Below are 26,666 nucleotides of genomic sequence, written 5' to 3' on the forward strand. Positions count from 1 at the left end.
GGGCTGTTGACATTTCATTATGTTCAAGCCTACTTTCCGCGACTTGTTCGCGGAATCGATAGATCATGCGCAAAACAAGAATATATTGCGCCTATAAAGAGTGAATTGGATCCCGCGAACAAGTCGCGGGACGTCGAAACTTGAATTGTCAACAGAACCTAGACTTCTGGCATGTGACGTCTTAATAGCCTCGGGAAAATCATTCCGAACGTAGTCAGGAATCTCTTGAAGGTGATGTTGTACCAGCATTTCGAGATCCTTCTCTGCTTTCAAAATGACGAAATCCGAGGATTTATTAAGAGGTCACCCTGATATTGGATAATATAATGAATCGAAAAGCCTTACTGGTTGTTATTGCTTTGGTGTTTCTCGAATGGCTGGATTTCAGTTTGTACCTTTATCTGGCCAAGTCGGTGTTTGCCAAACTGTTTTTTCCTCCATCAGAATACAGCTTGATGCTTTCATTTGCCTTATTTGCTACAGCCTTTCTTGCCAGACCTTTAGGCGGTTGGTTGTTCGGCCGCTCTGCAGATGGCTTTGGTCGGCGAACACCGCTCATTTTTTCTGCGGCTTTAATGGGCATGGCAACAATAGGCATAGCCCTGCTTCCCGGTTATGAAGTTATTGGTATCAGTGCGACCTGGGGATTACTCCTTTTAAGAATTGCTCAAGGTCTCGCTCTTGGCGGAGAAATTAACAATTCAGCCATGTTTCTTGTTGAACACCAATCCAATAAACCTCTGATTGCCGGCAGTTTTGTCGCCGCCAGTGGTGCTGCTGGTATGTTTCTGGGTGGTGCAACCGCTGCATTGGTTCAATCAACTCCTGGTACAGGGTTGTGGCGAATTATTTTTGTTCTCGTTGGGCTGATTTCACTTTGGGTTTGTGGCTTACGAAAAAAACTCACAGAATCGCCTGAATTTGTTGCCGACAGATCACCGATAAGCCAAATAATCCGTGAAGAATGGCCAGGTATTATGAATATTACTATTATGGGAGCTTTTGTAAGCGTTACAGTATATATATGCAATGCATTCTGGGTCTCTTACGCCACCGATCAGGGTTTGGGTTCTCCAGTTGCCTGTGCCTGGGCTGGATCCATGGCGCAACTTATGTCTGCTTTGTTGGCATTACCAATTGCTCGATATACTCCCCCGTCCAAAGTGTTATGGTTATTACGAAACAGTATGATTGCGGCATTTTTCGGCGCCCCAGTGTTATTTTGGTTTACCGCCCAGGATTCTGTTGCAGGAGTAATGCTCGGCCTTGTTTTGTATATACTGGCCAATGGTTTTCTGTGCTCTGCCCTCTATTATTTTTTATACCTTCAGCTACCTGCTCAATACCGCTGTCGAGGTGTTTCCACTGTTTGGGCAATTTCAGCAAGCCTTGGAGCAATCAGTTTACCGGTAGCCGAACAGGCTCATCTCCATGACATGACCTGGATCGCTCCTGTGTGGGTCAGCTTTATTGCTCTGATGAGTTATTTATTTTTATCCCGTGGCCGATTAAACCAGCAAGACAGAGTGCCTTACCTGAAGAGATAACTACGTTACTTGATGTTGCATTGATGAAAACCATACTTTATGTCACTCTTAATGGAGCAGCGCATTAGAAGGAGCAAGTTATGTTGCATATTGCCATTATTGGATGCGGGATTGCTGGCCCTGCAGCTGCTTTGTTTTTAAAGAAATTAAATGCTGACGTTACTGTATTTGATAAAGTCGAGAATTTAAAACCTGTTGGTGCTGGATTCTTATTGCAACCAGCAGGCCTGGATGTGTTGAACCAATTAGGAATTGTTCGTTCACTGATTTCCAGAGGCGCCCCCATTTCAGGTTTGTATGGAAGGAATCATAAAAATAAAGTGGTTCTGGATTTACATTATGCTGATTTGGTGCCTCACCATAGTGGTTTGGGCATCCATAGAGCTGTCCTCTATGAAGAATTATTTAAAAAGATGACCGAGCTGAACATCAAAATAATCAATCCTTGTGAAATTACTGGTATAAAACAGAGCGAAGAATGTGTTCATCTGAATGATAATCAAGGAAACCATCATGGCCCTTATGATTGTGTGATTATTGCAGACGGATCACGATCCCAATTGCGATACAGCATGAATTGCAAAATAAACGTAACTCCTTACGAATGGGGTGCACTATGGGCAATCTGTCAGGATACAGAACAGACATTCGATACAATTCTGGAACAGGTTTATAAACATACTGAAATTATGGCCGGTATTTTGCCTATGGGGTATCAGAACAAAAACCTCATGGTCAGTTTTTTCTGGAGTTTACACCAAGCAAAATTGGAACAATGGAAAAATACCCCTTTCCCTGCATGGAAAAAAGAGGTTCTAAATGTTTGGCCCAAGTTGAGACCCTTATTGGATCATCTGGATTCACATGATCAATTCGCCTATGCATCCTATGCCGATGTGAGCATGCACCCATGGCATGACAACCGGGTTGTGATTATTGGAGATGCCGCTCATGGCATGAGCCCCCAATTAGGTCAAGGCGCCAATCTGGGATTAATTGATGCCAGAATCCTTTTTGAATGTTTACGCGAACAGCCCGTCCAAAAAGCCTTGACCCTCTATACTGAAAAAAGAGCTTCACAGCTTCATTATTATCAAACCGCAAGCCGTTTTGTTACTCCTTGGTTCCAATCCTCAAATCGGGTTATGGGCTTTTTAAGAGATGCATTGCACGGTACTTTTTGCAAAACACCGATAATAAAACAGCAGATGCTTCTCACCCTGGCCTGTATGAAAACAGGGTATTTTAACTCCATTCCCCTGGATCAATATCAACCCCTGTTTAGGCCAATAAATGAATAAAATACTGGTTATTTACACCTATTACATCGTCTGGTTTGGCTCACTTATCCTGGCCGCGAATCATTTTGCCTGGCTTCCTCTTCTCTTGTCACTATCCATCAGCGCGATTCAACTCTATTTTTGGTGTGATTTATCCAAAGTCAAAAACTGGAAACTGTTTATGTTCTACCTATCCAGTTTAGGTTTTCTGTGCGACAGTCTATTTGCTGCAACCTCATTCATTTATTTTCAGCCCAATCCCTTTCAACCTTATCTTGCACCTCCGTGGATGTTAGGCTTTTGGATCAATTTCAGTGTGTTGTGCATTTGCCTGGTAGATCTTCTCAATCGGATACGCCGTCTTCTCTGGCTTATCGCATTAATTGGATTTCCAGCAGCCTATCTGGGCGGAGTAGGATTTCACGTAGCTGTATTTCAAGCAGGTACGATCAGCTCCATTATTCTTGGTATAATATGGATGGTTCTTTTTCCCTTTTTATGTCATAAATTATTATTTAAACCGATTCACTCATTGATTAAGGATTAAATCATGACCGCTCTTAAATGCCTCATTCCCACAATGCTCTTATTCTGCCTGCTGGATTTTCTCTGGATTGGATGGATTGGGAAATCAATTTATTTTAACCAGCTTGGCCCGTTTTTAAATATTGAAGGAAATCAATTAAACGCAAATCTGCCTGCTGCTTTTGTAGTTTATATCCTGTTTGCGCTGATGATTTGGTGGGTTGTCCTTCCTTTGGCAGACAATCAAGTAGCGAGCAGTTTTTTCTATGGCGCATTTTTGGGGCTGATAGTCTACGGAATTTATGACATGACCAATCTGTCGGTACTTAAAAATTGGCCTGTTTCTGTTTCAATAATTGATTGGTGCTGGGGAATCATACTGTGCAGCATCACCAGTGGATTTTGCAGTTGGATTAAAGGCTATCTCGCTTAACTCTTAGTAAACACCAGGTTGGCAAACTACCTTCGGGTTTGCCAACCTGGTAAACGGATTAAAGTCCCAACCAGCGGATGAACCGATTAGTAGCTTTTAAATTAATGAATGGCCTGGTTTCCGTGTTCACTGTATAACTCTTTATTGCATCATCAATAGTACTTGATGTAGCCGAGTTTGAACGCACCTCTTTAATTTTTCCCATGTTGAGAATTTTCATTTGCGTTTCATAATACCCATGCACCATAATAATGACGGGTATTACGAAATTAATCGAATCTAACCCACCTCTATCATTTTGCACCACCAGTTTATTAAATTCTTTGCTACTTAAAGCGATGTACTCTTGATTATTAATTTGACGGCGCAACATCCTTCCTAATGGTGCCTGGGTATGAAATACCCGCTCATAAGCATCAGCCGACATCACAACAATGGGCTCTTCCTCTTCTCGTCGATCATTTTTATTCAGATCAGCAAATAAAACAGGTTCTCTAAGATCCACATCATTGGGTGGTGAGTCCGGCTTGGCCATCAGTACAGTCGAATTGACTGGTTGAGGAGGGGCATCACAGGTTAAAAATTTGGATTTTCCAAACCATTCATCACTGGGATAATAAATGACCATGAGTGAATTGTCTTTTATGGTATTAATAATGGGCTTATAGAGATCCGGAGGAAGAGCAGGACATCCCCAACTGCGTCCTGGCCTCCCATAACGTTTTATAAAATTCTCCTCTACATACCACCCCCCATGCATCACGACCGACCGATTATAGGCATTGTCATTAAAATTTTTATCAAGACCAGCCAATCTTAAAGAAAGCCCCTCTCGACCGTAATAAGCCTGATCGGTTTTATAGACGCCAATGCTGCTGGCTTTGCTGTCGTATTTATTTGAAAAATAGTTGGTTAATAAAGTACCTGATCTGATGCCATGAGACACGTAGGTATGAAAAAGTAATTTCTTTTCTTGTAAATCAAATACCCATAATCTTTTTTCGTTCGATGGTAAGGAATAATCAATAATGGTCAAAATGTTATTACGTTGAACATTATAAGTTGTCGCACATTTGATCGTTGTCAGAACTTTATTAATGACCGGTGCATGTAAGGTATTCCCCTCCTTTTGAAGCATGTCCTTTATTTCATTCAATTGATAATTATAAGATGGGATCACGCTTTGAACACTCTCATTCATAGCGAGTTGTTTTTCTAGTACAGGTAAGGGAAGTAAAGCGAAATCAGATGACGTTACTGCTAATAGCAATAGCAGAATATTGATCATAGCATTTCCTTGATTGTATTAATCTTAAATTATTATTATTCCTATAATCATTAATATAGATCACAAACAATCAGCGTGCACAAAATTTAATTTAAAGATAATTAATTTAATCAAGGTACCTGAATGTGCGCGCTTTTGCGCGCAAATATTTTAACCCCCTCACCCTAAACTCTCTCCCCCTCGCTGCGCGTGGGGGAGAGGGAATGCGATCTAAAGAAGCTCATTTTCCCTGGATACAAGTGCGTTTTCGCGAGGATAACTTACAAAAAGCAATGCTCTTTCAGGAACAAATCAAGACACATTTGGAAACAGGTGAAGAATGATCAATACACCCTGTCATTATTGGAGCTTTTTGGTAGCCTTGGCATCATCCTCATCAGACCTGTCACAGAATAAAAGGGTTGTTGAATTCAATGCGCTAGCGCAAGCGCTCAAAGCATTCAATGTCCATGAGGCATTAGTACATCCAGAAGTCACTCCAGCATAAATAGCTCCCAATCTGAATAAGTTACCGCCAACACCAAGCAACTTCGCTCCAAACCCGGTTGTCTCATTCAGACAATAAGTGCTGAATGCATGAGTGCATAGAGCCAGTCCAAGATCAGCAACTTTTCCTTGAGGATCTGTAATCAAAGAATAAGCAGCTACAGAAATAACTGCTGCATTGTACAATTGCATACCTTGTGTCCAGGATATGCCTTTATCAAAAAAACCAAACATAATACAGTACCTCTCAGGATTAAAATGTCGAAATTTTATCCATTGAGCCTCTAATAAATCAAGCATTTTCCAAATTTACACTACTTTACCCATTAAAAAGGATACGGATAGGAAACTTTAAGGAAAATATGGATTATATTGTACCAGTAAGAAATTTACTCATCAGTTCTTTTTCTATAAAAACAGGATCAACCAAATCAAGGAGCCATCACTATAGATGAACAAGTTTCAGGATTAGCGCGTGTCGATTCGGACAATAGAGCCCCGGTATTCAGCACAGTAGAAACAACTCCCAGTGCATCAAGCAATGGAGATGTCTGCGTCGATTCGGAAGTCATTCGGGTATAGGATGCCCCCATGCTGAAAAGATTCACGCCTAAAGTCAGGAATTCATTCAGAGGACTGGCATGTTCTCTAAGAGTTAAAAAATTAAGGGCGTGAACCGCTATATCCAAGCCTTCTACCGAGGCCTTCGCATCAGGATCCGTTAACAGTTTATAAGTTGCTGTGCTTAACAACAACACACTAACTATCTGTAATCCCCTCTTCCATTGACTGGCTTGATTAAACATTCCAAACATATGCCCCTTCCTTATTTGATCACTTCTGATGGGTTACCTTAGTGAATATACCCTTATTAAATCAAGCAAATTTTGAATTGACTCCTATACTTCGCGATCAAATGACCTCTAAAAGTATCGATTTAGGCACAATATGTTATAATTTAAAACATCACCACTTAAATCATCGAATAAAAATTACCCCGAGGTTGATATGCCATTACAAGTTAAAATTATTGATTCTGTCAATAAATTTCTAAGCAGAAATGATGCTCACATGAAACTGAATAAAGGTGGCGTTTGTGGTGGTTTAGCAAGCTTATACGTACGATACACTCTTGAAGGTAAAAAAAACGAATTTTTCGAATTATCAAAACGATTAGCCAGCCTCCCCGAAGATTATCAAATGGGACACAATAATGCGATTGATCAATTTATCAGAGAGATTGAAATTGAATTTAATCGATTTCAGTATACTAAAGGTCAGTATTATCAAGGAGATATGGAACATAGCGTTTTAATCAACGGTAAACCCATTAAAAAGGAATTCAGCATCGGCTTGGTTGAAAGCCCGACCAATTGGTCCAATCTTCTTGAACAAATCCGTAACGAAGGCAGAGCGTGTTATATCCGCTCTCACAACCACGCCATAGCCCTCTCCTTTATTGATGATCAATTTGAAATCTATGATCCCAATTACGATGAAGATAATGAGGAACATCCTAATCCCCAGTCAACCAATACCCGGCGATTTAGGACAGCAGATGAGGCAATAGATGAGTTATCCCGGCAGTTTGGCTATCCGGATAACAGTAATGTAGGATTAGGCATAATCGTCTATGCAAATCCTAATGACACATCCCAGGCTACCTACCCCGATAAAAAGCAAGTGTTACTTAAGTCGCTTCATAGCAAACCGGACTACCAAAGAACTATTGCCCCAAAAGACAAAGACTGGAACTACAACAGCTTGTTCTTTGCTACTAACATCAATGACAGACAAACTATTGAATATCATGTGCAACACGATGAAATTGCAATAAAAGACTGCGCCTATCTCATGCTGATGGACAGCAATAATGAACTTGTTTATCAGATCTATACCAATAAATCCAACAAAGAAAACAAACAAGCATTAATCTATTACGCACTTTGGTCAGGTACTATTGGACTGTTTCAACGAATGATTGAAGACTACCAAAAAAATCATGTAGTGACGGCTGTTGAAAAAACAGCATTTAAATTTTTGATACAAAATGACTTTAGCTTGCTAAGAGCAGCTCGGTCAAGAAATCCAGTCTGTATCATGGAAGTACTAAAACTATACAAAAATTATGACATTCCATTAAACTCAATTTCTGAGCCTCTCTTAACAAAAATAATCATCCAACTCACCAAAAATGGGAATGCAGAACTTTTAAAAGCCTTTACTGAAGAAATCCCGGTTCTACCCAAATCCGTTATCACCGCAGGAATACGAACTGCTGCAAACCACGATAAGCGTGGCGCATTAACGTTTTGGCTTGGGGTTCGCGAACAATATCCGATGGTTGACAACAATGATCTAATCAATAAAAAACTGATTAGCAAAACCTCACTCTTAAATTTCCAACAATTAATTCAGGCCGGTTTTACAGTCTCACCGTCTCTTTATTCTGAAACGTTAAAAAGAAACCGCCACGAGTTTTTTGAATTGAGTGTTGCCAGTAATCCTTCATCAGAATGGAACGGATTCATCGCATCATTAAAGAGTAACTCACTGGAAGAACCTGTCGATTTGTTAAGTCAAAATCAATCATTATCTGTCCTGCACGTATTAATTAGTTACAAAAAGAATGCATTAATTAAACGAAACTGGCCCGATTCAATTTCCGCCAATGCAGGTAACGAGGCGCTTCAATTTGCCTGCGAATGCGGTAATAAGGAGATGGTTGAATTTCTGACCCGGAAACAATTTAAGGTATCCACTGAATTTCAAATAGAACAAATCAAAGATGCTTTAAAATTAAATGATCATCAACGTCTGGATGCCATACTGTCAAGTTCTGTTGATTTTTACCAATTTTTTACTCAAACTAACAAACCATTAATTAAAGAATTAATTCAATCAGGTTTCAGTGATTTTATCATCCGATCATGGAATAATTACCAGCATGACGTCCCAAAACACCGAATATTAACGGCAGATCATCTGCAACTGGATGATTTATTATGGATTGCCGTAACCAATGATAATAAACATTTGTACGAACACATTACCAAAGAGTCCCCAGATCTGGCATTAAAAACCATAAAGGTAATCATAGACAGTAGTAACTCTGATTTTTATCCCTATGCAATCAAGCTGGCTCAAGCACTTCCAAACTCGACACAATCATTTTCTTCTTCCCTCTTGTATCAATTCATTCGCAATGAAATGAGTGAATACGATCAACGATTGTTTGAACGTACTACAAAAGATGATGAGTTTGCCGATAGACAATACCGTGCCGAATTAAGAATACTCATCCAACCCTTATGTAACATACTGATTTATGCCATTGAAAATCACTATTTTTCCTTTGCCGAAGAATTAAATTCACAGGTTTATTTGTCATTAAATGAAGCCTATGATTTATTTGTTTCAGCCCATCAAAATAAAAATTATAAATCCATTGAATTTCTCCTGGACCATTATCCCAACTTATCAGCAGATAAACAGGTTTATTTAAGACTGGCCGAATCAAAAGAGTTTGATTTATTGGCATTATTATTAAAACGCAATCGACTGATGGATCACACAATTTATATCAGCCTGCTAAAAGCAGCGGTAAGGTCACACCATGAACCAGTAATTCAAATCCTTTCTCCATATATCAATTCTGCATACAAAATCGAAGGCTCTCCTCTGTATGAGGCGATTCATGAAAAAAATGAGGAAGGCTATTTGCTTTTGATCAAATACGACGCGGAAATGCCGCCTCGTCAATTGTTTTCACTTGCCATAAAACACACGAATAACCGCTTGCTGGATGCTGCTTTCCAAAAACCTAAATTTGAACAATTTTTTAAATCCCATTCTAATGAACTTTTGCGTCTACTGTTTCTCGATGGAACCCCCGAAGCTGTTTTATACTTTTATAAAAAAATGAAACTGGGCCATGAGCAAGATAAAATGAACGACTATTTTGCCGCCTTCATCAATTTTGCCATTACAAACAATGATCTCGTTCTATTTAGACAGTTGCAGAAAATGGAGCAATTCACCACACACACGAAAGAATTGTTCAAACAAGCCTGTCTGGCTCAGGCTCCAGATATAGTGAACGAATTATTAAAATCCCCTATTGAATTTGAAAAGAAGCAAGAGCTTTATGAACTACTTGATCATCTGTTTGGTATGAACACAAAAGAATCTCCAAACACAGCGCATACTGCCTACGATTTAATTTATAAACGAGCACTCAATCGCCTGTATGAATTTGTCATTCAAAATAAATACCGTCCCTTTACCAGCCTGTTTCACTCCATCAATGAGATGACCGATGATCCAGGATTATCCAAGCCTATGAAAAATCATCTGATTTTCAGAGCGTTGGAAGAGAATGATCAAATCATTCTTGGTGCATTATTGGAACAAATCCAAAGTAAGTCAGAAAACCGTTTGCAAAACGAGCTTGAAGTAGATGAGGACATCATTTCTCTTTTTAATGCAAACCTCAATAAACCCTTAATTATCAGCGTCCTTCTGGACCACTATAAAATCGACCATGTTCTTGCTAAAGCAATCGAAATGAAGATGTGGCCATTCATTGCTCATTTTCTTAAAGGGCGTTCTGCTGATGAATTAAGCCCGAACTTAATAACATCCCTTAAGACTCATGGCAATCAACTGGTGCAAGTTCTCCAATCTGAAGCAAAACAAGCGCTTCCCAACGATCCACGCCATGAACTGAATGCTCTTCTGGGCTCGACAGGCAATCTGGCCTTAAATGTTATTTTGAAAGAACAAAAAAAAGCGATACAAGAAGCCATCATGAATGTACAAAATATGATGGAAGAAAACCATATCGATCTGAAAAGCCATTATTATCGCTTTGATTTATATTACGATATCAAAAATACCAAAACGGCGATGGACACTCTGAGCCCTCAAATTGAACAATTTTTTGAACGCAATAAAGAACACTCTCCAAGCGAACTGATATCAAATGAATTGAATCGCAATCAAATTCGCGAGTTCAAAGCACTTCTGGAAGCCAATAAATTAGTACCCGCATATTTTGATGAACAGCATGAATTGGAAAGTGCTTTTGATGCTCTGAATGCCTTTGATAAAAAATTCCAGGAACATCAAAAACAAATAGAACAGGAAGAATTGCACCGACAACAAAAAGACTTGGAAGCCCAACAGCACAGACAACTGAAAATGGAAGCGCAGCAACAGCACCAAAAAGAACTAGAGGCACAAGAACAACGAAAACAAAAACTGGAAGCACAAATACAGCGTCAAAAAGAAATCGAGACAGCCAAGCAGCCAAAAGAACAGGAAGAACTCCAAGACCAAAAGGTATTGAACACACAGCAAGAAAACACAACATCACAACAGGCATCAGGCAACGCATCCGTGCCAGATAAAGACAAATCGGAAACTGATCAATTAAATCCATTTTCAGGATTGATAAAAACTGTAGAAGAATATGCCCAAAAAAGGAAAGATGAGTACTTCACTCATCATTGGATCCCATTATTCCAATACACTAGAAAGGATAAACTGGATGCTGTACAGCACTTTATTAATGCGTTGAACAATCCAGCATCAATGATTAATCATCATGATAAAGCCGTATTGAATGACGGACGCTTAAACAAGACAATCAAAAACTATCTTGCGGAACATGAGCTTGCCATTCAATCGTATTTCAAGGCAGATAAACCAATCAAAACGGTGAATCAATTAATTAATGCCCTCAATAAGCAAAATCCGGTGGACAAATTAATACACCAATTGGAGCAGTACAATAAGCAGCGTGCAAAACAACCTGAGATGCATCATTTATCCCTGTTTCCGCAATACACCAGAAGAGAGAAATGCACTGCTGCCACTCACTTGATGAATCTTTTACAAGGTGGAAAGAATACCTTAACCACAAAAGATTTAGGAGCCTTAAATCAAGGCAGTTTGGGCAGGTTAATTTCTGAATTCATTGCTGAATTTAAAGCCCCCTTAAAAGAAGCGATGAATGTTCGACAAATGAATAATCTCAAAGATTTAATCAGTGCCTGTGAACAGAACCAAACACAATTATCCTTAAAAAATAAATAGGGGCAGTCATAGCTGCGGAAACTCGAAACATGACCTTTGCTCAAACCTCAACCTAATTCCCACAGCATTGACCGTGGAATCCACTGAGCTTGGTCAAAACTCTACTCAAGAGACAGCGCAGTTAAGTAGCCTGTTTGCGAGCAAACAGGCTAGCCCGCAGTCATAGCCGCGGGAATTCGATTTATCCCAAGCGCAGCAAAAATTAAGGCTGATGTGGTGAGGAGTTAATTTTACACAAACACCATTCTTATAGCCGAATCAAAATCACCTAAAATCCACTCAGTACGATTTTCCCTCTTGCCAATCCACTTTCCAGTAAGGCATGGGCTTTTCTCAAATTGGCCGCATTAATAGTTCCCATAGATTCTGCCACGGTAGTTTTTATCTGCCCTTCATCGACCAATTGAGCCATTTTGCTCAAAATGTCGTGTTGCTTTATCATGTCAGGAGTTTTAAACATTGAACGGGTGTACATCATTTCCCAGTGAATGGAGATGCTTTTAAGCTTAAACATTTTAAAATCCAAATGCTGGGGATCATCAATTAAAGCAAATTTACCTTGCGGTTTTGAAACGTCAACCAACGCTTTACCATGCTCATCACTGTGGGTCAGACTAATGACATAATCCACTTCAGGATAATTGATTGCCTGCAATTGAGCCTTCATGTCCTTGCTGTGATCGATGACATAATGAGCGCCATTACCCAGAATCCATTGAACAGACTCAGGACGTGAAGCAGTCCCTATAACGGTTAAATGAGTTAATGTTCTTGCCAGTTGCACCAACACAGAACCAACCCCTCCAGCAGCACCGGTAATTAATAAACTGCCTGGCTTGGTTGGCGATAGTTCCAGACGGTCAAATAGAAGTTCCCAGGCAGTCAAACTGGTTAACGGAAGAGCTGCCGCTTCCTCGAAACTTAACGACTCAGGTTTTTTTGCCACAATTCGTTCGTCAACCAAATGAAATTCACTGTTCGTACCTGGCCTTGTCAAATCCCCTGCATACCATACCTCATCCCCGGGCTTAAATAACGTCACTTCAGGCCCCACATCAACGACCACACCAGCAGCATCCCAACCCAAAACCTTGGGCTCATCACCTTGGGGTTGAACATTGCGTCTTATTTTCGTATCGATGGGATTTACCGCGATGGCTTGTACAGCAACCAGAATATCACGCCCTGAGACTTTAGGAGCAGGCAGCTCCAGATCAATTAAAGACTGAGCATTATCAATGGGCAATGACTTTAAATAACCTATCGCTTTCATAATTCATCCTTAAAAATAAAATAGCAGTACTTTCAATCACTGAGATCCGTTAAAACTATATCACTATTTCTTAATTAAATCGCAGGCAAACTTGCGCCAAAATAAGAGAACTCAATAGGCTCTGTTGCCCATTGCTCCCTTAACCTACCTTTCGCTCCTTATGCGCGGGAAGCAGGTTTAAATAGAGGACATGTCAACAGCCCCTGATTAACCGACAAATTCAGTAAGAAAAAGCAGCATGCTCATTCATGTATCTGTTTAATGAACGAAAGGAGCTTTTTATCTTCATCAGTTAACATACTGTCTGAATAATCTGGATTTAGCTCATACCACCATTGCTGATTAAAATAATGCTGCAAATCAGAAGAGTTAAAGGGTCTTCCATATTGAGCAAATACGCTGTTACGCAAGAGTCGTAGTTGCGATGAAGTCATTTTAGATAACTCAATAACCGGATTTTCAGAATTTAAAATGGGATAAATCAATTTATAACGCACAAAACTTTTAGGAGTAAACAGACACAGCGAAAGATCCTCTTCAGGATGAAATTGAGGCAAATCCCACACATAGTTCCTATTGGCACCAGTACCGCGAATGGTCATACCAGCGGGTGTCGTCTTGAGATACTCCTTATTGCCGTCAATTTCAGAACATAACCGTGTTGGGGTATTCGGAATGACTTCCACTCGGGTATGCCCTATGGTTTGGTTATGCCAAAGTGCTCCCGTCTTGAGAACGTAGGCAACCCAGTGATATCCCATTACATCAAAAGTAGCGCCGGTATCATAATCATGTTGAATGCGTACCGATGACAAGGGAGGAAAGACAGTAGTCCATAAATATGCTTCATCATAATACAACCCCTTATCCCTGTTTGGAGCAATTTTTTCTTTATGCGCAGAAACTGTAATGCCATCAACAAGTACCTGAAAATCATAGACCAAAGGTTGTCCTTGCCCCGTTTTCTGCCCTTCAGGCAGGGCAATAGCACTTGATTCTTCATTGTACACTGGAAACGGGAACCCCATCGACACGTTCAATTGTTCATTCAAAGTATTTTGAAAATTAAAATCACAACTGTAATGCCAGGAACCATTCATCTGTGAATTATCCAGGTTCTTTCCGGTGATGATGATGACTTCATTAACCATTTTGATATCCGGTTGCGATATGGGGATAGGTAAAGAACCCTCACCACCAAAAGCAGTATCGTTTGCCACTAGTCCTTTGGAAACAAAAAGCAGCATCATTAAAATCAACAGAGCAGAATTTTTGAAGTGTTTAACATTGCTTCCTGCCATGAACTCACCTTGATACCAAAATAATATACATTATAGTTAATAATTCCTGTTCTGGATTAACTATAAGGAGAAGTCTATACTTCGCTGTATTCCCAACCATATGGAATTGAGCATGATCATTTCACATAACCACAGCATGAACACGAAATTAGCCGAACACCAAAACAGACTAAAAAAAGCAGAGAACCTCAGTCTTCCTCTAAGTGAAGCGCTCAAATTACTTGATGGTTTATCTCAATTTGAGCTGGGACGATTTTTATTATCCAATAGAGGCCTTAATGGATATTGGACAGCCTATGTCATTCTCTATAGCATGAAAAAAGAATCCATGCACCCCTTGGAACATTGGCTTTTATATAAATCACCAATATGCCTTGCAACTAAAGAACGCTTTAAAATATTTCAGGAACAAATTCAAGCGTATTTACAGGATAACTGGACACTGGCTTCAATTCCCTGCGGATTAATGGACGATCTTCTCAGTCTGGATTATTCAAACAAAACCAACATCAATCTGGTCGGCATCGATTTGGATGAGAGTTCTTTAGAGCTTGCTGCACAGAATGCGATCAAACATGATTTTAAAAATGTATCCTTTTTGAAAAAAGATGCATGGAGCCTGGACATTGAATCGCAATTTAATTTAATAACCAGCAATGGTCTGAACTTCTATGAACCGGATGATGAACAAGTCACCTTACTTTACAAACAATTTTATAATGCATTAAAAAATAAAGGGATTTTAATCACCAGTTTCCTTACTCCCCCCCCAAAATTAACCAGCCAATCAACCTGGAACAATATCAACAGTGACGATGCCATCAAACAACAGATTATTTTTAACGAGATCATACAAGCCAACTGGCAAACCTACAGAACGGAAGAACAAACCCGTGCTCAGTTGAATAAAGCAGGATTTGATGTCTTGAACGTGATATACGACAGCAAGGGAATATTCCCCACCGTAATTGCCAGAAAAAATTAATATAGAGCAACAGTACCTGCAATTGCGCCAGTAATTAAACCTGCACACTTAAAACAACATTCCTGGCGCCTGCGTTCCTTCTGAATTCCATTAAATATATTCCTTGCCAAACACCCAATAATAACCGGTTATCAAGAAAGGGAATACTCAAGGAAGCGCCACAAATTATGGATTTAATATGAGCCGGCATATCATCAGGACCTTCTTCCTTATGTCGGTACTCTCTGTTTTCAGGAACAAGATCACAAAAAAAATGATGCACATCCAACACTACATCCGATGAAGCATTTTCATTTAAAGCCAAAGCTGCTGAAGTATGTTGAATAAACACATTCAGAATTCCTGAACCCGGGAGTTCAACCTGATTAAGTATCTCGTTGGTGATAAGATGCACCCCATAAGGCTTAGGTGATAATTGAACTAATTTATGAGTGATCACTGAAGCGTACTCCCAATTAAAAGCACCAGAATAATTAGCCTATCTCTACTATACTGTATAGACTAATAAATTAATTATAAGCTGATTTGTGTTGCGCAGGACACTTTATGCCAAGAACATTTTTTGAAAAGCACTCACCGAGTAATCTTAGATCGGAACTATTAGCATTGAATCGTTTGTTTAAAGGCAACAAGTTTTTGTCAATTCAAACCATTGAAAGCTTAAATGAATATAAAACTCTTGTATCCACATATATTCAATCTCCTAATTATTCCAAGCTCAAGCCCTACATACAAAGAGTCGCAAATAATATTTTAAACAAAATTAATGAACGTATATACGCATTAAGCTCCATTGAGGACGACAAGGAACTTTACGATTTATCAGAATGTTACATTCAAATTCCTTCTCATAATGCTCTGGCGCAAATGCATCACATGCCTGCTGGTAGTACGGAAGATCAACAGACTCGCCTCATGCACATGAGTCAAATACTGAGTAATTGCCATTCGCTACCCGTAATCACCAGCGATCACAACAACTTACCCGAATATTGGTCGCAATTATTCAGAGAGATAGGCGCCGGGAATCGTCTCACCGCTTTTCACGCTTTAAATCAAATTCCTGCAGACGACATAATTCTTCGCTCCCTGCTTGCAGTGCACTCTAATGAGTACGTGCAGCAATTAATAGACTATTCCATTCAGGCATTAGAAAATGGGGTGAAAGAAATTAATTCTGATATCGTAATCACTCCAGGGACATTTGAAGTATTGATCACGGATTTGGCAACAACCCTACTGAATCCCTCCAAAATGATTTTTTCCTTTGGATTACCCACCCATCATGCGTTTCATGATGAAGGCAGTGGTTTTTGTCTCATCAACAAGACAGCCGTACTGATGAAGTATTGGGAAACTGTTCATGCAGAACCCTTGCATTACATTATTGTTGGTACGGATGTAAATAGAGATAATGGTTTATGCGACATAATACGGCAAACATCATCTCATATGAATATTTGCCATATTGATGTCTTTGACTCACGAGTGTACCCCGGGCAGAATCATCTCGACATTAATAAAGAATTCAATTTAACCGGCACAGAGGTTGGCGAACAAATAAAATATTGGAAGCATAATAACCTGGATTATTATGCGGTTGATTTAAGCCTTACCTTTCGTAAAAAAATTTCTCTTCATCCAGCGCTTCAGTTTGCTCTCGCCAAGATAAAGGAGCAGATTGCGCAGGCTAAAACTCATCATCATCACATTGCGCTTTTGTTACCAACAGGCTGGGATTCCCATGAAGACGAAACCGCTCCCTGCGGAAAATGGGTTAATGAGCGAATGATGTCACTATCTGAGGCAAGCAAAACTCGGTTTAATGATGGGGATTTAACTTATTTTTATGAGCAAATATTCCAGCTATACAATAAAAACAGGGAACTTATTAAAGGCATCTATTGGGGATTGGAAGGGGGTTATGATAGAGCAATGTATGAACGGCAAGTCAGTTTATTAACTCAGATTATCACCGCACATTTACCTCATCAGGCTTCAAGTTCCAGCTCTGCGGGGATGAGCTATTAGACGCAGTTGAGAAGTTATCGCAAGGAAAATAACCTACTGATTTATATTATCATTTTCAAAAATCATGCTTGAACAGCAATGGTCTGTGATTTATTTTTAACCCTCGCTTCCAAAAAGACACTCTGTTGTAAATCTTATATGCAAGTGATACTCTTTTGCTGATTTTTTTAATAAACAAGTCAGGAGTACAGAACATGATGTTGAAATCCAAATTAGCCGCTTTTGCTGGTGCATTAATTCTCGCAGGATCTGCTTTTGCTGGACAAGAAAGCCTATGCCCCAATATCAATGACATTAAAGCAGAAGGCATTTCTATGGCTGAAGAAATTGGGCTAAATCTTTATATTAGCTATAATATTAGCAACTACAATACTGAATCTACCTGGGGATTTCTGATTGCACCAGTAGAAGCAGATTCCGCTGAAGTAGCTGTTGAAGGCGCTAACGAAATTTTAAGCACAATGAGTGCTCCTGGAGTTCCTGAGCAACATGGCGGAGCTGTGATTTGCGATTACGATACAGGTCGTCAGGATGTGTTTGCTGCGGCAATCAATGATAATCAACAAATTACTCCAATGAGACTCAAATACTTTTTCAAAAGAGCCCATTAATAGCCTAATGCCTGATCCCGCAAAACGCGATGCGTTTTGCGGATTTGAAATACTCACCGCATCTCAAACACGTGCTCACCCTCTGAGATGAATTCGTTATTAATCCTTGCTTGCTGCACTTTCCATGTGAATTTTACGAAAAAACCGATGTATTACTGGAGACAACATAATCACAACAATTGCAATAAAAGCCAATCCACTAAATAACGCATAAACTCCAGCAAATAATTTACCTGATGAAGTAACTAAAGTAGCTGCGGGTCCCATTCCAGAAAGAATCATTGACGCATTTAAAAACGAATCGATCCATGACATTCCTTCAAAAACATGATAACCCAACATACCCGTCCCTAAAGCGGCAACAATAAGGGACATCCCAATAAACCAATTACGAATTAAATGCAGATACATATTGGCTGGCGGAGCCAATCGTCCATTCCGAAATATCTTCATATCCAATCCTGCAATGAATTAATTTACCTGAAGGTATCACCATTCAGTTCACGCCATATCCTTGGCAGTTGCTTCATACTCCAATGCCATTTCTATTGTCGGGTATTGAAATGTAAATCCTTCATCCAGCAGTCTTTTAGGAATGACTTGTTGACCGTGATTGATTAAACAATCACCCATTTCACCAAATAAGAAATGAATAACAAAAGCAGGGGTCATTAACAATAATGGGCGATGCAAGGATTTAGCATAAGCTTTGGCGAAATCCTTTTGCATGCATGGATTAGGAGAAGTAATATTCACTGCTCCTGTAATTTGAGGATGATTGAGCAAAAATCGATAAGCGTTGACGACATCCTTACTGCCTACCCAGGAAATAAATTGCTTTCCATTTCCTATAACACTTCCAAAACCACTAATAAAACTGGGATATAATTTTCCCAACATTCCTTGCCCTTTCTTTAACACCACGCCGAATCGAGTTGAAGTAACAGCCAGTCCTGCCGCTTCAGCCTCTTCCAAGGCCTGTTGCCAACGTATCCCTACTTCACTTAAAAAATCTTTAGGGTGGGAAAAATCAATAGATGTATCCTCGCTTAATACCGTTTGTTCACCATTCTCCTGCATGCCATAGATTCCAACGGCATTCGCACAGTAAAAATGAGGATTAGCTTTTTGCTTTATAATCCAGCGCACTAAACGCTGTGTAGTTTCGACTCGTGAAGAGATGATTTCTTCTTTTATTTTGGGTGTCCAGCGTGATGCTGAAATATTTAGCCCACTCAAATTCATGACCGCATCAAATTGACTGGCGTCTAATGTATCCAGTTCATCCCAGGAAACGGATACAAATTGCCCTGAAAATACCTGACGCAATAAATCCTTATGCCTGCCCAGAACAGTAAAATGGTGCTCCTGAGATAAACCATGAATCAGTTCCTGGCCAATTAATCCTGAAGCTCCAGCTATTAAAATATTCACGATGAACTAAACTCCTTTAGTACAGTTCTAATTGACCAGGGTCTTTAAACAATTAAATTCATAATCCCTTGAGGCTATCCGCTACTATCCTTCAGGGCTGTAAGACTACGCCAAAATTTTAATGTGACTGCTAATAAACCCTACTATATCTTCAGATAATTATCAAATATTCAGCTAAAGGGAAAACCTGACTCTATGAGAGCGAATAAATACCTCTTTTCTTTAGGGCCTGTTGACAATTCACCCTGCCACCTACACGCCGCGGCCACATCATTACCCACAAGACTGACACCCCTTTCTCGGCAAGGAATGCCGGGTTTTAAAAAGTATTGAGTAGCCAGATAAAGTCATTCCCGCGAAAGTGAGAATCTATTCATAATCAGGCAAAGTGCTCAAGTAAAGGATGGATTCCCGCTTTCGCGGGAACGACAAACAATATTTTAGATACTTCTGGGTAATGATATGGCCGCGGCGCGTAGGTGGCAGGGCGAATTGTCAACAATCCCAAGTACTTTTCAACTCCTTTCATAAAGAGTTACCCGAATTCACGGGCATGATAAAAAGGGCATTAAAACCGGGTAAGTATGAGGAAAGGGTAAACTCTTAAGGGCTGGGGTTATATTTGAATAACAGTAACCTTACATAATAGAGCAGGTATTTATTATTTCATCCTCTTCCGATGTCCCCTCTTCAATATGATTTTCCGGAGCAAAAGTGATCATTTTGCTTGTCAAAAGACTGGAAAGGGAATGAATGGACCTGTCCAGTGCTTTTGAACTTCCATAGTGATCGCGCTCTATTGACAATCTGGATTCAAGTTTAGCCCCGGGATATGCAATTTGACTTATACTATAAAACTCAGGTAAAAATGTACTTTTAAACAGTAACTTGTGGTCATCCCAGACCTCAGCTTCCATTGAAAAAAAATGAGAGATGCCCTGAGAAAGATAATATTCTGCAGTCTCCAGATCATGAAGTACAAAACTGAAGCAACTCCGACCATCCTTTTGTCTGACTTGCGGACAGGTAACAACATTAAAGGAATCAAGGTTTATATTGTGTTTCAGAGTATTAATAAGTTTAACCAATACTCTCGAATAATATAAATCTTCACCTGAGGCTGGAACGGCACCCAAAGAATCAAGCACCTGAATTTCCAACTCATTTTTGTTTAATTGAAGTCTTAACAGCGATAAATGGTAACGATTACTGTATCCAACCACAGCCCAAATAGCGCCTGACTCTTTTAATGTCTGAGAAATATACTCGATTTCTTGCAGCAGGTCGTTCTGATCGGCTAGCAGAAATACGATTGTTAAAGACGGGTATAGCTGGGAAAGAAGGAGTCTGACTCCGTTCATAAGCCAAATATGATTGGTATTCGCTGATAACTTACGGCTGAAAATATTCAGTTTTCCCAGATTAGAAACCCTTCTGGACAACATGATCACTTCAATTGCTTGCAGCAGGAGCGTTTTTGTCTTGATGGTCATGTCTTTTAGCTGACAGAGTTCCATTAAGGAGGAATGCAACCAGTATTCTTTCTCATCAACAGATTTAACCAGCCCCTCTCCAATAGCCTGTTCTGCAATTTGTCTAACCGTCTTAAAATCAGATTGTTCATTAAGATGGGTCATTAAAAATTGCAATAAGCGGGAGGTTATCCGATGAATACCTGATTTAGAAAGTACATCGTTATAATGTTCTTTTAAAAATTCGGCCTTTCTGATTTCCTTGTGGAATTTCAAAGTCTGATACAACACACTCATCCCATCAGGGAATAGCGCTTTAATCTCAGGTTGATAATAAAAGGTAAGCCATACCCATACTTCAATTTTTGTCGAGTCAAGAGCACAGCTGAGTTCTTTTGAGTTCATTGCCACACGTACCGCTTCGGAATAATGTTCCTTAACAATCTTAAGTTTATCCAATTCAGAACAGCGAACAGCTTCTATAACCACAGTGGTCACAGACTGTTGCAACGCTTCAGGATTGCTTTCCAAAATACCACACATAATCAGCAGTAGTTCCTCTGAGCATATCTGAAAAGCTTTAAAATTTTGGCTGCAAACCATGGCCTGTACCTGATCTGCTGCAAAATCCAACAGAAAGCGGCAGATTGCTGGGTGTTCACAAACAACGCAAAAAAACAAATCATAATCTTTGGCAGCCACAGCCTGTTTGGCATCCACGAAAGAAAGCATGTACTGCAATAATTCCAGATGACCGTTAGCGGCTGTTCTTCGTACTATATAAAAATTATCGTGGGCCAGCACCATGGGAGCAATTTCCGGATAGGCCCTCAACCATTGTTCAATAAGATGAAACTGATCAGAATATGCTATTCTCTGAAAAATTTTTTGATTTTGGCTGGTTAGTATTTCTGCCGCATAGGAAGGCAGCATTTGTAAATATTCGTCGACCAGTTGAAATTTGCCATATCTCGCGGCCTTGAAAATAATGGCATACTGTTCCATACGTAATAAATCAACGATGCTCTCGGGATTTTGCTGCAGCCAAAAATGGAGAACCTCACTGGGTAAATACCAGCGTTCATCAAAATATTCATTAGAGATAAATTGGGGCAGGTGAGCAGAAATTTCCCGACATTGAGCTGGAAATTCTTTGAAGCACCACCGTGTCATCGCCAGAGAAATCCTCAGCATGATGGTTTGGATCGATTCAGAAAATACAGCAGCAAATTCTTCTGGATGGGCGTTTTTTAATTCTTCAGCAGCTTGTATGTTTTCATTGCGTAACAAGACATTAAATAAACTCTCTTTTATGTTTTTTGAGTTAATAGTAAACATACGGCATCCAAAAAGACACCAATTGTATATTTTATTACCAAAATGTCAATATTTATTTAATTAGCTAATGCATCACTATGCTGATTCAATCATTATCCGAATCAATGGTTTCAGTGAGAAAGCTAATGAGGTCAATGTAAGATTTACTTTGACCTCATTGACTCCATTAAACGGAGCTGCCCCAAAATAAAAAAATTTGTCGATGCATCAAAACCCTGACGCTTTTATGACTTTAGCCTAACCGGAAGTTGACATTAACACCGGCTAGCATTGCCTTGGCATGGTTATCACCTACGCCACGCTTGTTTTCAAGAGAATGCTGTTCTACTACAACTCCGCCTAAAGCGACGTAGCGCGCGAATAACCCAATACTGGTCTTCTCATACACGTTCATACTCACGCCAGCCTCCACGTTATATGCAAAAGCGTTTTCAGTGTATGCGAAATATTCAGCATTGTTGCCAAATGCCGGAGAATTGTTAATGGTAGTAAGAGAGCTATTGGTGCTTAAACCAATTCCACCGCCAGCGTAAATGCTAAAATCGGGTGTCATATTTAATAAATAGTACAAATCCACCATATATTGCCGGGAGTTAATATCAATATTTGCATTAACGTAACCTTTAGGCTCTGACGCATTAAAAAGATAGTTGTTGACGAACTGGTTGGAACCAAGAATATCAGTGAATTTAAAATCAATCCGAAAAGGGATGCTCTCAAAATCATGAATTAAAGACAGGCCCCAAAAAGCACTGGTGTGTTCGTAGGTTTTATCGCGTACGAGTAATGGGTTTGTGGGAGGCACTAAATAGCCGAGAGCAACTTGTTGTTGTGCATACCCCCCATTTACACCAATAAAGTTACCTCCCTTTCGAGCCTGATACAACGCTGGGACCTGTTTGCCTGATTTATCCAGATTTATTGCGGGCAAGGAATCGGGCTGCTTACTAACAGCGCTTTTTTGTTTGAATACAAAATACGGTTGGTTGTTTTTCTTCAGAGAGGTTACATAGCCATGTACTTTGGTTTGATTATCAAAAGGGCCTGCAATAACCGTGTAATAGCGTTTGTTAGTGACCGTTTTTTCTGAAATAGTAGGTCCAGAAATACCTTTCTTTTCAAGCTGACGGATTAATTGCTCGGCTGGATATTTTTTATCATAAGCTCCAAGCTGAACAAAATAGGTGCTTGAAAAAGCGCTTGAGGTTAGCGAAAAAAGTAATACTGCTGATAGGATACGCATATAAATCCCTTTTTATGTAAAATTTATTTTAAAAACACCTGTTTGGTGACAAAGCTGCATTACAAAAAAGCAGAGCAAGCCATGATATTCATTTATTTTAGAGCTGACAATATCTAAAAATTCCTTTGATTTCAAATAGCTTAATTTTCATAAATAGTTAATGTTGCCATGTTTGAATAAATATGATTCAAGCTCCCACGACGATAATCGCGGGAGCCATAATGGTAGCATTGAAGTATTAGATCCCGCGGTCATTGCCTCGGGAATTCGGGTGCGATGGAAACTAATGCCGTGTAGGCCTGGCTTCAAAGGAATACATCTTAAATGGATATTGGGTTCTTACCCCTAAAACAAAGGTATTTAAGTTCATATCGATATTAGTCAATAAAAAAACACAACAAAGTGATCATTTTTTATCAATTTGTGTTACTATTTAGCCCCCAATACAATTTAGGAGCATATTATGGTAGATCGTAGAAATGTAAGTGAAAAATTAATTGGAGCAACTCTATTCCCTACTTTAAAAAGCTATCGCAGACCCGCTTTTTTTTCTAGTTATAACTCTGTCAGTGATTTCGGTTTTCGAGTTGCATCTGTAGCTACCGCACCTGTCTTTTTGTCTTTAGCTAGCATTTCTCTTCTCTTGGAAGCAGCCAGCAAGCTATTAAAAGTTTTTTCAAACATTTTGATGTTTGAATTTGCCAAAGCTGCAGATAAATTAGTAGATTGTGCTACGTTATCAGTAATGTCTCCCATATTTGTCCTTGCTGCTATTTCAAGCCCATTAGTTAATTTAATTGACTTGATTGGTGGTGCAGTGAACTCTTTGTTTCACTCTTCAAAAGCAGATAATTCTGAACTCCAATATGATGTTCAACCTCGATATTAAAAACATTTTTAATTATTGACCACCCCGAACAGTACTTTTTTGAGTCTGATAATGCACAACAATCAGACTCAATGATGTTTTTATTTAACAGCAATTCGAGTTATTTCAGATAACTTATTAAATCAAAAAGATAATACAGCCCCAGTAACCGTAATAGATTCAACACGTACTCGCTTATCCAGAGCACCTTGTTTTCTACCCGAATTAAAAAATAATGTGGTATTATCAATAAGATGATCGAGATCTTCTTTACTGATCGCAGGACGGATCACTCGGAACGACTCCAGGGATTTAACTGTACCAAACTCATTAATAAACTTATCTTTGACGGTTTTAGTTAAGTGAGGATTATTTTGAATTGCAATCACACCATTGTGAACCTCTTTCCTATATTCCGTTTCAAAATTCACTAATTTTTGCTTTAACGCACGAGCACGATCGATCACCACGGCTGTTTCTGATTTAAAAATTGTCAAAAACTGCGCCAGGAAATTGGATAATTTAACCATCCATCCGTCATGCTGCTGAATAAAATCACATAACAGGTTATGGGTTTCTTTAAGTGAAGTCAGAAAACAATGTTTTTGTGTTAATGAAAATGAAATTCGCCTGTATTCGCCAAAAGCTTCAGCTACAGTATGATTTGCAGTCAGAACCTGAGTCAGCGTTTCATTTGAAGCATGGGCTATTAATTTTTTTAAATTGGCATCTCCCCTGGATAAGTGCTCTTCATGAACCATAATGTGATTTTGGACCTCAATGGATTGTCGCTTCAAATCAGCTAAATATTCCGTAGCCAGCAATTTCAGTTCCGATTTACACTGAGCATCAAGGGTTGATGGAATTTTTTTGGCTATAAAGTCCTGAAATGAATTAGAGGTAACCAATCGATAGCCAACTGCAAGAAAGCTGGTTACCCAACTCACTCCATACAAGAGTTTTGATGATATATTTTGCAAGATTCCGGGATCGTTTAATTGATTAACTTTTTCAACTAACTGTTTTTTTTTAATCCCGTTGGTGTGTTTCATCAATACCGTAAATGCATCCATTGAGTGATTCATAAGCTCTAAAAAATACTGTCTGCCAGTGACCCTCTGCTCATTCTTCAACAAAGCATTTAATAAGGATTGGATCTTGGTTATGTTCTCAGAAATTTCTTGCCGGACATCGCGTGCCGCAATTAAAGAATTAATCCTGTCACTCAATTCATCCAGACAACGGTGCAAATTCAAAAATTTTTTAACTTCTCGTTCATCTGCCATAAAAAGGGCTGCGAATCGCTCATTAAAATAATCCTGCAGCGATTTTTTTCCAGCACGTGTTTTGGCTTCTTCAATGTCTAATTGTTCCAAAGTCCGTTCAATTTGCCTGATTTTTTCTTCAGCCAATTCAGTAAGACCCTTAACATCCAGAATAATTTTGTCCAGATCGATAAAAGCGTTAATTGCAATTTTTTTCCAGTCGCTTAAATTATCAATTCCAGTCTTAAGAAGTTTAAGGGTATAAAAAAAACAAACAAAAAGTGATCTGAATTGTTTTAATTGAGTCATATCCTCCGTCTTTATTGCTAATAACTTTTGGATGTGTCCTATTAAAATATTCGCGTTATTCACTACATTCTTTCGAGGGTTATCATATAGTTCACCCAGGATAGTTCTTAATTCTTTTAACAGATGTATTTCGTCTGATGCTGTATCAGGCAATAGTTCAATTGATTCTTCTATTACAAATCGGCAAAAAGCCACTGCACCAAATGAACGTCCACCGTAAACGTTCAATTTCAAAAAATGATCCGTCTTATGATCGGCAAGATCTCTTTTTATCGAAGAGAGACTATCTATAGAAGTGAAATAATCTTCTATTATGGCGACAGTATCGATAATTCCTTGTTCGTTACGTGCTTCAGTCCCTCGCCATTGTTCAAAACGTTCCCTTTTAGTCAACATCATCATCCTAAATCCGTTAATTGGTCGTCAATAAATCCTGCTATTAATCAGTCTGATAATTAAGTCATCCTGAACGCAGCACAGGAATTCCAAATCAAGCATCGTGCCTGTTTCAGGATATCACTCACTTCATTTCGATGAGCGTTTCCCGAATGTTTAAGCAGATACCGGTCCAATCCTGCCGAGCCTCAATCGATATTAATTGATTATTTCAAGAATATTAAGTGTATTTTTAAGATTATTAATTATCAAAAGATTCTCAGTGTGAAGAAATAACTGATTAACATCGGTCATGGATTTAACTTCAATACTGCTCAATATTGCAGGAACTGGAGAAGCCATAAAGGCAACGGCATTACCCGACATCATTAACCCATTGATGAACGATATAATTCTGGAGTAGCGCATCAGATGATCCTTAATTTTAAATATCTGGGCAATTTTACACCAGCAGGTAAATTAATCAACCATTTTGCCGATTT

General features: G+C 39.2%; 21 protein-coding genes. 9 read left to right on the forward strand and 12 right to left on the reverse strand.

Going from position 1 to position 26,666, the window contains the following annotated elements; all coding sequences use genetic code 11:
• The first annotated feature begins 326 nt into the window (after positions 1 to 326).
• The 4 genes from G543_RS18390 to G543_RS0108095 all read left to right on the forward strand — a co-directional run bounded on the left by G543_RS18390 (position 327) and on the right by G543_RS0108095 (position 3,785).
• Positions 327 to 1,547, forward strand: a complete 1,221-nt coding sequence (locus G543_RS18390; RefSeq protein WP_028384075.1) for an MFS transporter — start codon at positions 327 to 329, stop codon at positions 1,545 to 1,547.
• A gap of 80 nt (positions 1,548 to 1,627) precedes the next feature.
• A complete protein-coding gene (locus G543_RS17465) occupies positions 1,628 to 2,848 on the forward strand; it encodes an FAD-dependent oxidoreductase (RefSeq protein WP_051190647.1) in 1,221 nt (406 codons plus the stop codon).
• Entirely contained in the window at positions 2,841 to 3,374 is a 534-nt protein-coding gene (locus tag G543_RS0108090) for a DUF2878 family protein (protein ID WP_028384076.1), read from the forward strand. The genes G543_RS17465 and G543_RS0108090 overlap by 8 nt, the downstream gene beginning before the upstream one ends.
• Before the next feature lie 3 nt (positions 3,375 to 3,377).
• Positions 3,378 to 3,785: a DUF2177 family protein gene (locus tag G543_RS0108095; RefSeq protein ID WP_051190648.1), complete on the forward strand. Its 408-nt coding sequence runs from the start codon at positions 3,378 to 3,380 to the stop codon at positions 3,783 to 3,785.
• 58 nt (positions 3,786 to 3,843) lie between these two features.
• Here G543_RS0108095 and G543_RS0108100 read toward each other — a convergent pair whose 3' ends face one another.
• The 3 genes from G543_RS0108100 to G543_RS0108115 form a co-directional block, all read right to left on the reverse strand.
• Complete coding sequence (locus tag G543_RS0108100; protein WP_028384078.1) at positions 3,844 to 5,073, reverse strand: murein L,D-transpeptidase catalytic domain family protein; 1,230 nt, start codon at positions 5,071 to 5,073, stop codon at positions 3,844 to 3,846.
• A gap of 339 nt (positions 5,074 to 5,412) precedes the next feature.
• Positions 5,413 to 5,793 (reverse strand): hypothetical protein, encoded by a 381-nt coding sequence (locus tag G543_RS0108110; RefSeq protein WP_133141314.1) that lies wholly within the window; start codon positions 5,791 to 5,793, stop codon positions 5,413 to 5,415.
• Positions 5,794 to 5,990: 197 nt separating this feature from the next.
• Positions 5,991 to 6,374, reverse strand: a complete 384-nt coding sequence (locus G543_RS0108115) for a hypothetical protein (protein WP_028384081.1) — start codon at positions 6,372 to 6,374, stop codon at positions 5,991 to 5,993.
• A gap of 256 nt (positions 6,375 to 6,630) precedes the next feature.
• On the opposite strand from G543_RS0108115, the gene G543_RS0108120 reads away from it, so the two are divergent.
• Complete coding sequence (locus G543_RS0108120; RefSeq protein WP_133141315.1) at positions 6,631 to 11,658, forward strand: hypothetical protein; 5,028 nt, start codon at positions 6,631 to 6,633, stop codon at positions 11,656 to 11,658.
• Positions 11,659 to 11,926: 268 nt separating this feature from the next.
• On the opposite strand, the gene G543_RS0108125 is transcribed toward G543_RS0108120, so the two are convergent.
• Entirely contained in the window at positions 11,927 to 12,931 is a 1,005-nt protein-coding gene (locus G543_RS0108125) for a zinc-binding alcohol dehydrogenase family protein (RefSeq protein ID WP_028384083.1), read from the reverse strand.
• 242 nt (positions 12,932 to 13,173) lie between these two features.
• The gene (locus G543_RS0108130) at positions 13,174 to 14,232 is read right to left on the reverse strand and encodes a YARHG domain-containing protein (RefSeq protein WP_051190649.1); all 1,059 of its coding nucleotides are present in this window, start codon (positions 14,230 to 14,232) and stop codon (positions 13,174 to 13,176) included.
• 112 nt (positions 14,233 to 14,344) lie between these two features.
• Between G543_RS0108130 and G543_RS0108135 the strand changes: the two genes are divergently transcribed.
• Positions 14,345 to 15,217: a methyltransferase domain-containing protein gene (locus tag G543_RS0108135; protein WP_162145885.1), complete on the forward strand. Its 873-nt coding sequence runs from the start codon at positions 14,345 to 14,347 to the stop codon at positions 15,215 to 15,217.
• A gap of 34 nt (positions 15,218 to 15,251) precedes the next feature.
• On the opposite strand, the gene G543_RS0108140 is transcribed toward G543_RS0108135, so the two are convergent.
• Complete coding sequence (locus G543_RS0108140; RefSeq protein ID WP_028384086.1) at positions 15,252 to 15,656, reverse strand: secondary thiamine-phosphate synthase enzyme YjbQ; 405 nt, start codon at positions 15,654 to 15,656, stop codon at positions 15,252 to 15,254.
• Between the two features lie 107 nt (positions 15,657 to 15,763).
• Between G543_RS0108140 and G543_RS17470 the strand changes: the two genes are divergently transcribed.
• Entirely contained in the window at positions 15,764 to 17,248 is a 1,485-nt protein-coding gene (locus tag G543_RS17470) for an acetylpolyamine aminohydrolase (protein WP_238584700.1), read from the forward strand.
• A 194-nt stretch (positions 17,249 to 17,442) separates the two neighbouring features.
• Positions 17,443 to 17,859 (forward strand): DUF4949 domain-containing protein, encoded by a 417-nt coding sequence (locus tag G543_RS0108150; RefSeq protein WP_028384087.1) that lies wholly within the window; start codon positions 17,443 to 17,445, stop codon positions 17,857 to 17,859.
• Between the two features lie 99 nt (positions 17,860 to 17,958).
• Here G543_RS0108150 and G543_RS0108155 read toward each other — a convergent pair whose 3' ends face one another.
• The 4 genes from G543_RS0108155 to G543_RS0108170 all read right to left on the reverse strand — a co-directional run bounded on the left by G543_RS0108155 (position 17,959) and on the right by G543_RS0108170 (position 23,346).
• Complete coding sequence (locus G543_RS0108155; protein ID WP_028384088.1) at positions 17,959 to 18,312, reverse strand: hypothetical protein; 354 nt, start codon at positions 18,310 to 18,312, stop codon at positions 17,959 to 17,961.
• A gap of 48 nt (positions 18,313 to 18,360) precedes the next feature.
• Positions 18,361 to 19,293, reverse strand: coding sequence for a TIGR01777 family oxidoreductase (locus G543_RS0108160; RefSeq protein WP_028384089.1), 933 nt, complete (start codon positions 19,291 to 19,293; stop codon positions 18,361 to 18,363).
• 638 nt (positions 19,294 to 19,931) lie between these two features.
• On the reverse strand, positions 19,932 to 22,103 hold the full coding sequence (locus G543_RS0108165) for a hypothetical protein (RefSeq protein ID WP_028384090.1): 2,172 nt from the start codon (positions 22,101 to 22,103) through the stop codon (positions 19,932 to 19,934).
• A 232-nt stretch (positions 22,104 to 22,335) separates the two neighbouring features.
• Complete coding sequence (locus tag G543_RS0108170) at positions 22,336 to 23,346, reverse strand: SPOR domain-containing protein (RefSeq protein WP_028384091.1); 1,011 nt, start codon at positions 23,344 to 23,346, stop codon at positions 22,336 to 22,338.
• Positions 23,347 to 23,809: 463 nt separating this feature from the next.
• On the opposite strand from G543_RS0108170, the gene G543_RS0108175 reads away from it, so the two are divergent.
• Complete coding sequence (locus G543_RS0108175; protein ID WP_028384092.1) at positions 23,810 to 24,235, forward strand: hypothetical protein; 426 nt, start codon at positions 23,810 to 23,812, stop codon at positions 24,233 to 24,235.
• Positions 24,236 to 24,357: 122 nt separating this feature from the next.
• Here the strand turns inward: G543_RS0108175 and G543_RS0108180 are convergent, their stop codons facing one another.
• Positions 24,358 to 26,190 carry a hypothetical protein gene (locus tag G543_RS0108180; protein WP_028384093.1) on the reverse strand — a complete coding sequence of 611 codons (1,833 nt, stop codon included), beginning with the start codon at positions 26,188 to 26,190 and terminating at the stop codon, positions 24,358 to 24,360.
• Between the two features lie 192 nt (positions 26,191 to 26,382).
• Positions 26,383 to 26,592 (reverse strand): hypothetical protein, encoded by a 210-nt coding sequence (locus G543_RS0108185; protein ID WP_028384094.1) that lies wholly within the window; start codon positions 26,590 to 26,592, stop codon positions 26,383 to 26,385.
• Positions 26,593 to 26,666 lie beyond the last annotated feature (74 nt).

This window comes from Legionella moravica DSM 19234 (assembly GCF_000423305.1).
Lineage (GTDB): Bacteria > Pseudomonadota > Gammaproteobacteria > Legionellales > Legionellaceae > Legionella > Legionella moravica.

Coding starts and splice junctions, on each gene's coding strand:
- G543_RS18390 (WP_028384075.1), top strand. CDS start 327: ATGAATCGAAAAGCCTTACTGGTTGTTATTGCTTTGGTGTTTCTCGAA.
- G543_RS17465 (WP_051190647.1), top strand. CDS start 1,628: ATGTTGCATATTGCCATTATTGGATGCGGGATTGCTGGCCCTGCAGCT.
- G543_RS0108090 (WP_028384076.1), top strand. CDS start 2,841: ATGAATAAAATACTGGTTATTTACACCTATTACATCGTCTGGTTTGGC.
- G543_RS0108095 (WP_051190648.1), top strand. CDS start 3,378: ATGACCGCTCTTAAATGCCTCATTCCCACAATGCTCTTATTCTGCCTG.
- G543_RS0108100 (WP_028384078.1), bottom strand. CDS start 5,073: ATGATCAATATTCTGCTATTGCTATTAGCAGTAACGTCATCTGATTTC.
- G543_RS0108110 (WP_133141314.1), bottom strand. CDS start 5,793: ATGTTTGGTTTTTTTGATAAAGGCATATCCTGGACACAAGGTATGCAA.
- G543_RS0108115 (WP_028384081.1), bottom strand. CDS start 6,374: ATGTTTGGAATGTTTAATCAAGCCAGTCAATGGAAGAGGGGATTACAG.
- G543_RS0108120 (WP_133141315.1), top strand. CDS start 6,631: ATGAAACTGAATAAAGGTGGCGTTTGTGGTGGTTTAGCAAGCTTATAC.
- G543_RS0108125 (WP_028384083.1), bottom strand. CDS start 12,931: ATGAAAGCGATAGGTTATTTAAAGTCATTGCCCATTGATAATGCTCAG.
- G543_RS0108130 (WP_051190649.1), bottom strand. CDS start 14,232: ATGGCAGGAAGCAATGTTAAACACTTCAAAAATTCTGCTCTGTTGATT.
- G543_RS0108135 (WP_162145885.1), top strand. CDS start 14,345: ATGATCATTTCACATAACCACAGCATGAACACGAAATTAGCCGAACAC.
- G543_RS17470 (WP_238584700.1), top strand. CDS start 15,764: ATGCCAAGAACATTTTTTGAAAAGCACTCACCGAGTAATCTTAGATCG.
- G543_RS0108150 (WP_028384087.1), top strand. CDS start 17,443: ATGATGTTGAAATCCAAATTAGCCGCTTTTGCTGGTGCATTAATTCTC.
- G543_RS0108155 (WP_028384088.1), bottom strand. CDS start 18,312: ATGAAGATATTTCGGAATGGACGATTGGCTCCGCCAGCCAATATGTAT.
- G543_RS0108165 (WP_028384090.1), bottom strand. CDS start 22,103: ATGTTTACTATTAACTCAAAAAACATAAAAGAGAGTTTATTTAATGTC.
- G543_RS0108170 (WP_028384091.1), bottom strand. CDS start 23,346: ATGCGTATCCTATCAGCAGTATTACTTTTTTCGCTAACCTCAAGCGCT.
- G543_RS0108175 (WP_028384092.1), top strand. CDS start 23,810: ATGGTAGATCGTAGAAATGTAAGTGAAAAATTAATTGGAGCAACTCTA.
- G543_RS0108180 (WP_028384093.1), bottom strand. CDS start 26,190: ATGATGATGTTGACTAAAAGGGAACGTTTTGAACAATGGCGAGGGACT.
- G543_RS0108185 (WP_028384094.1), bottom strand. CDS start 26,592: ATGCGCTACTCCAGAATTATATCGTTCATCAATGGGTTAATGATGTCG.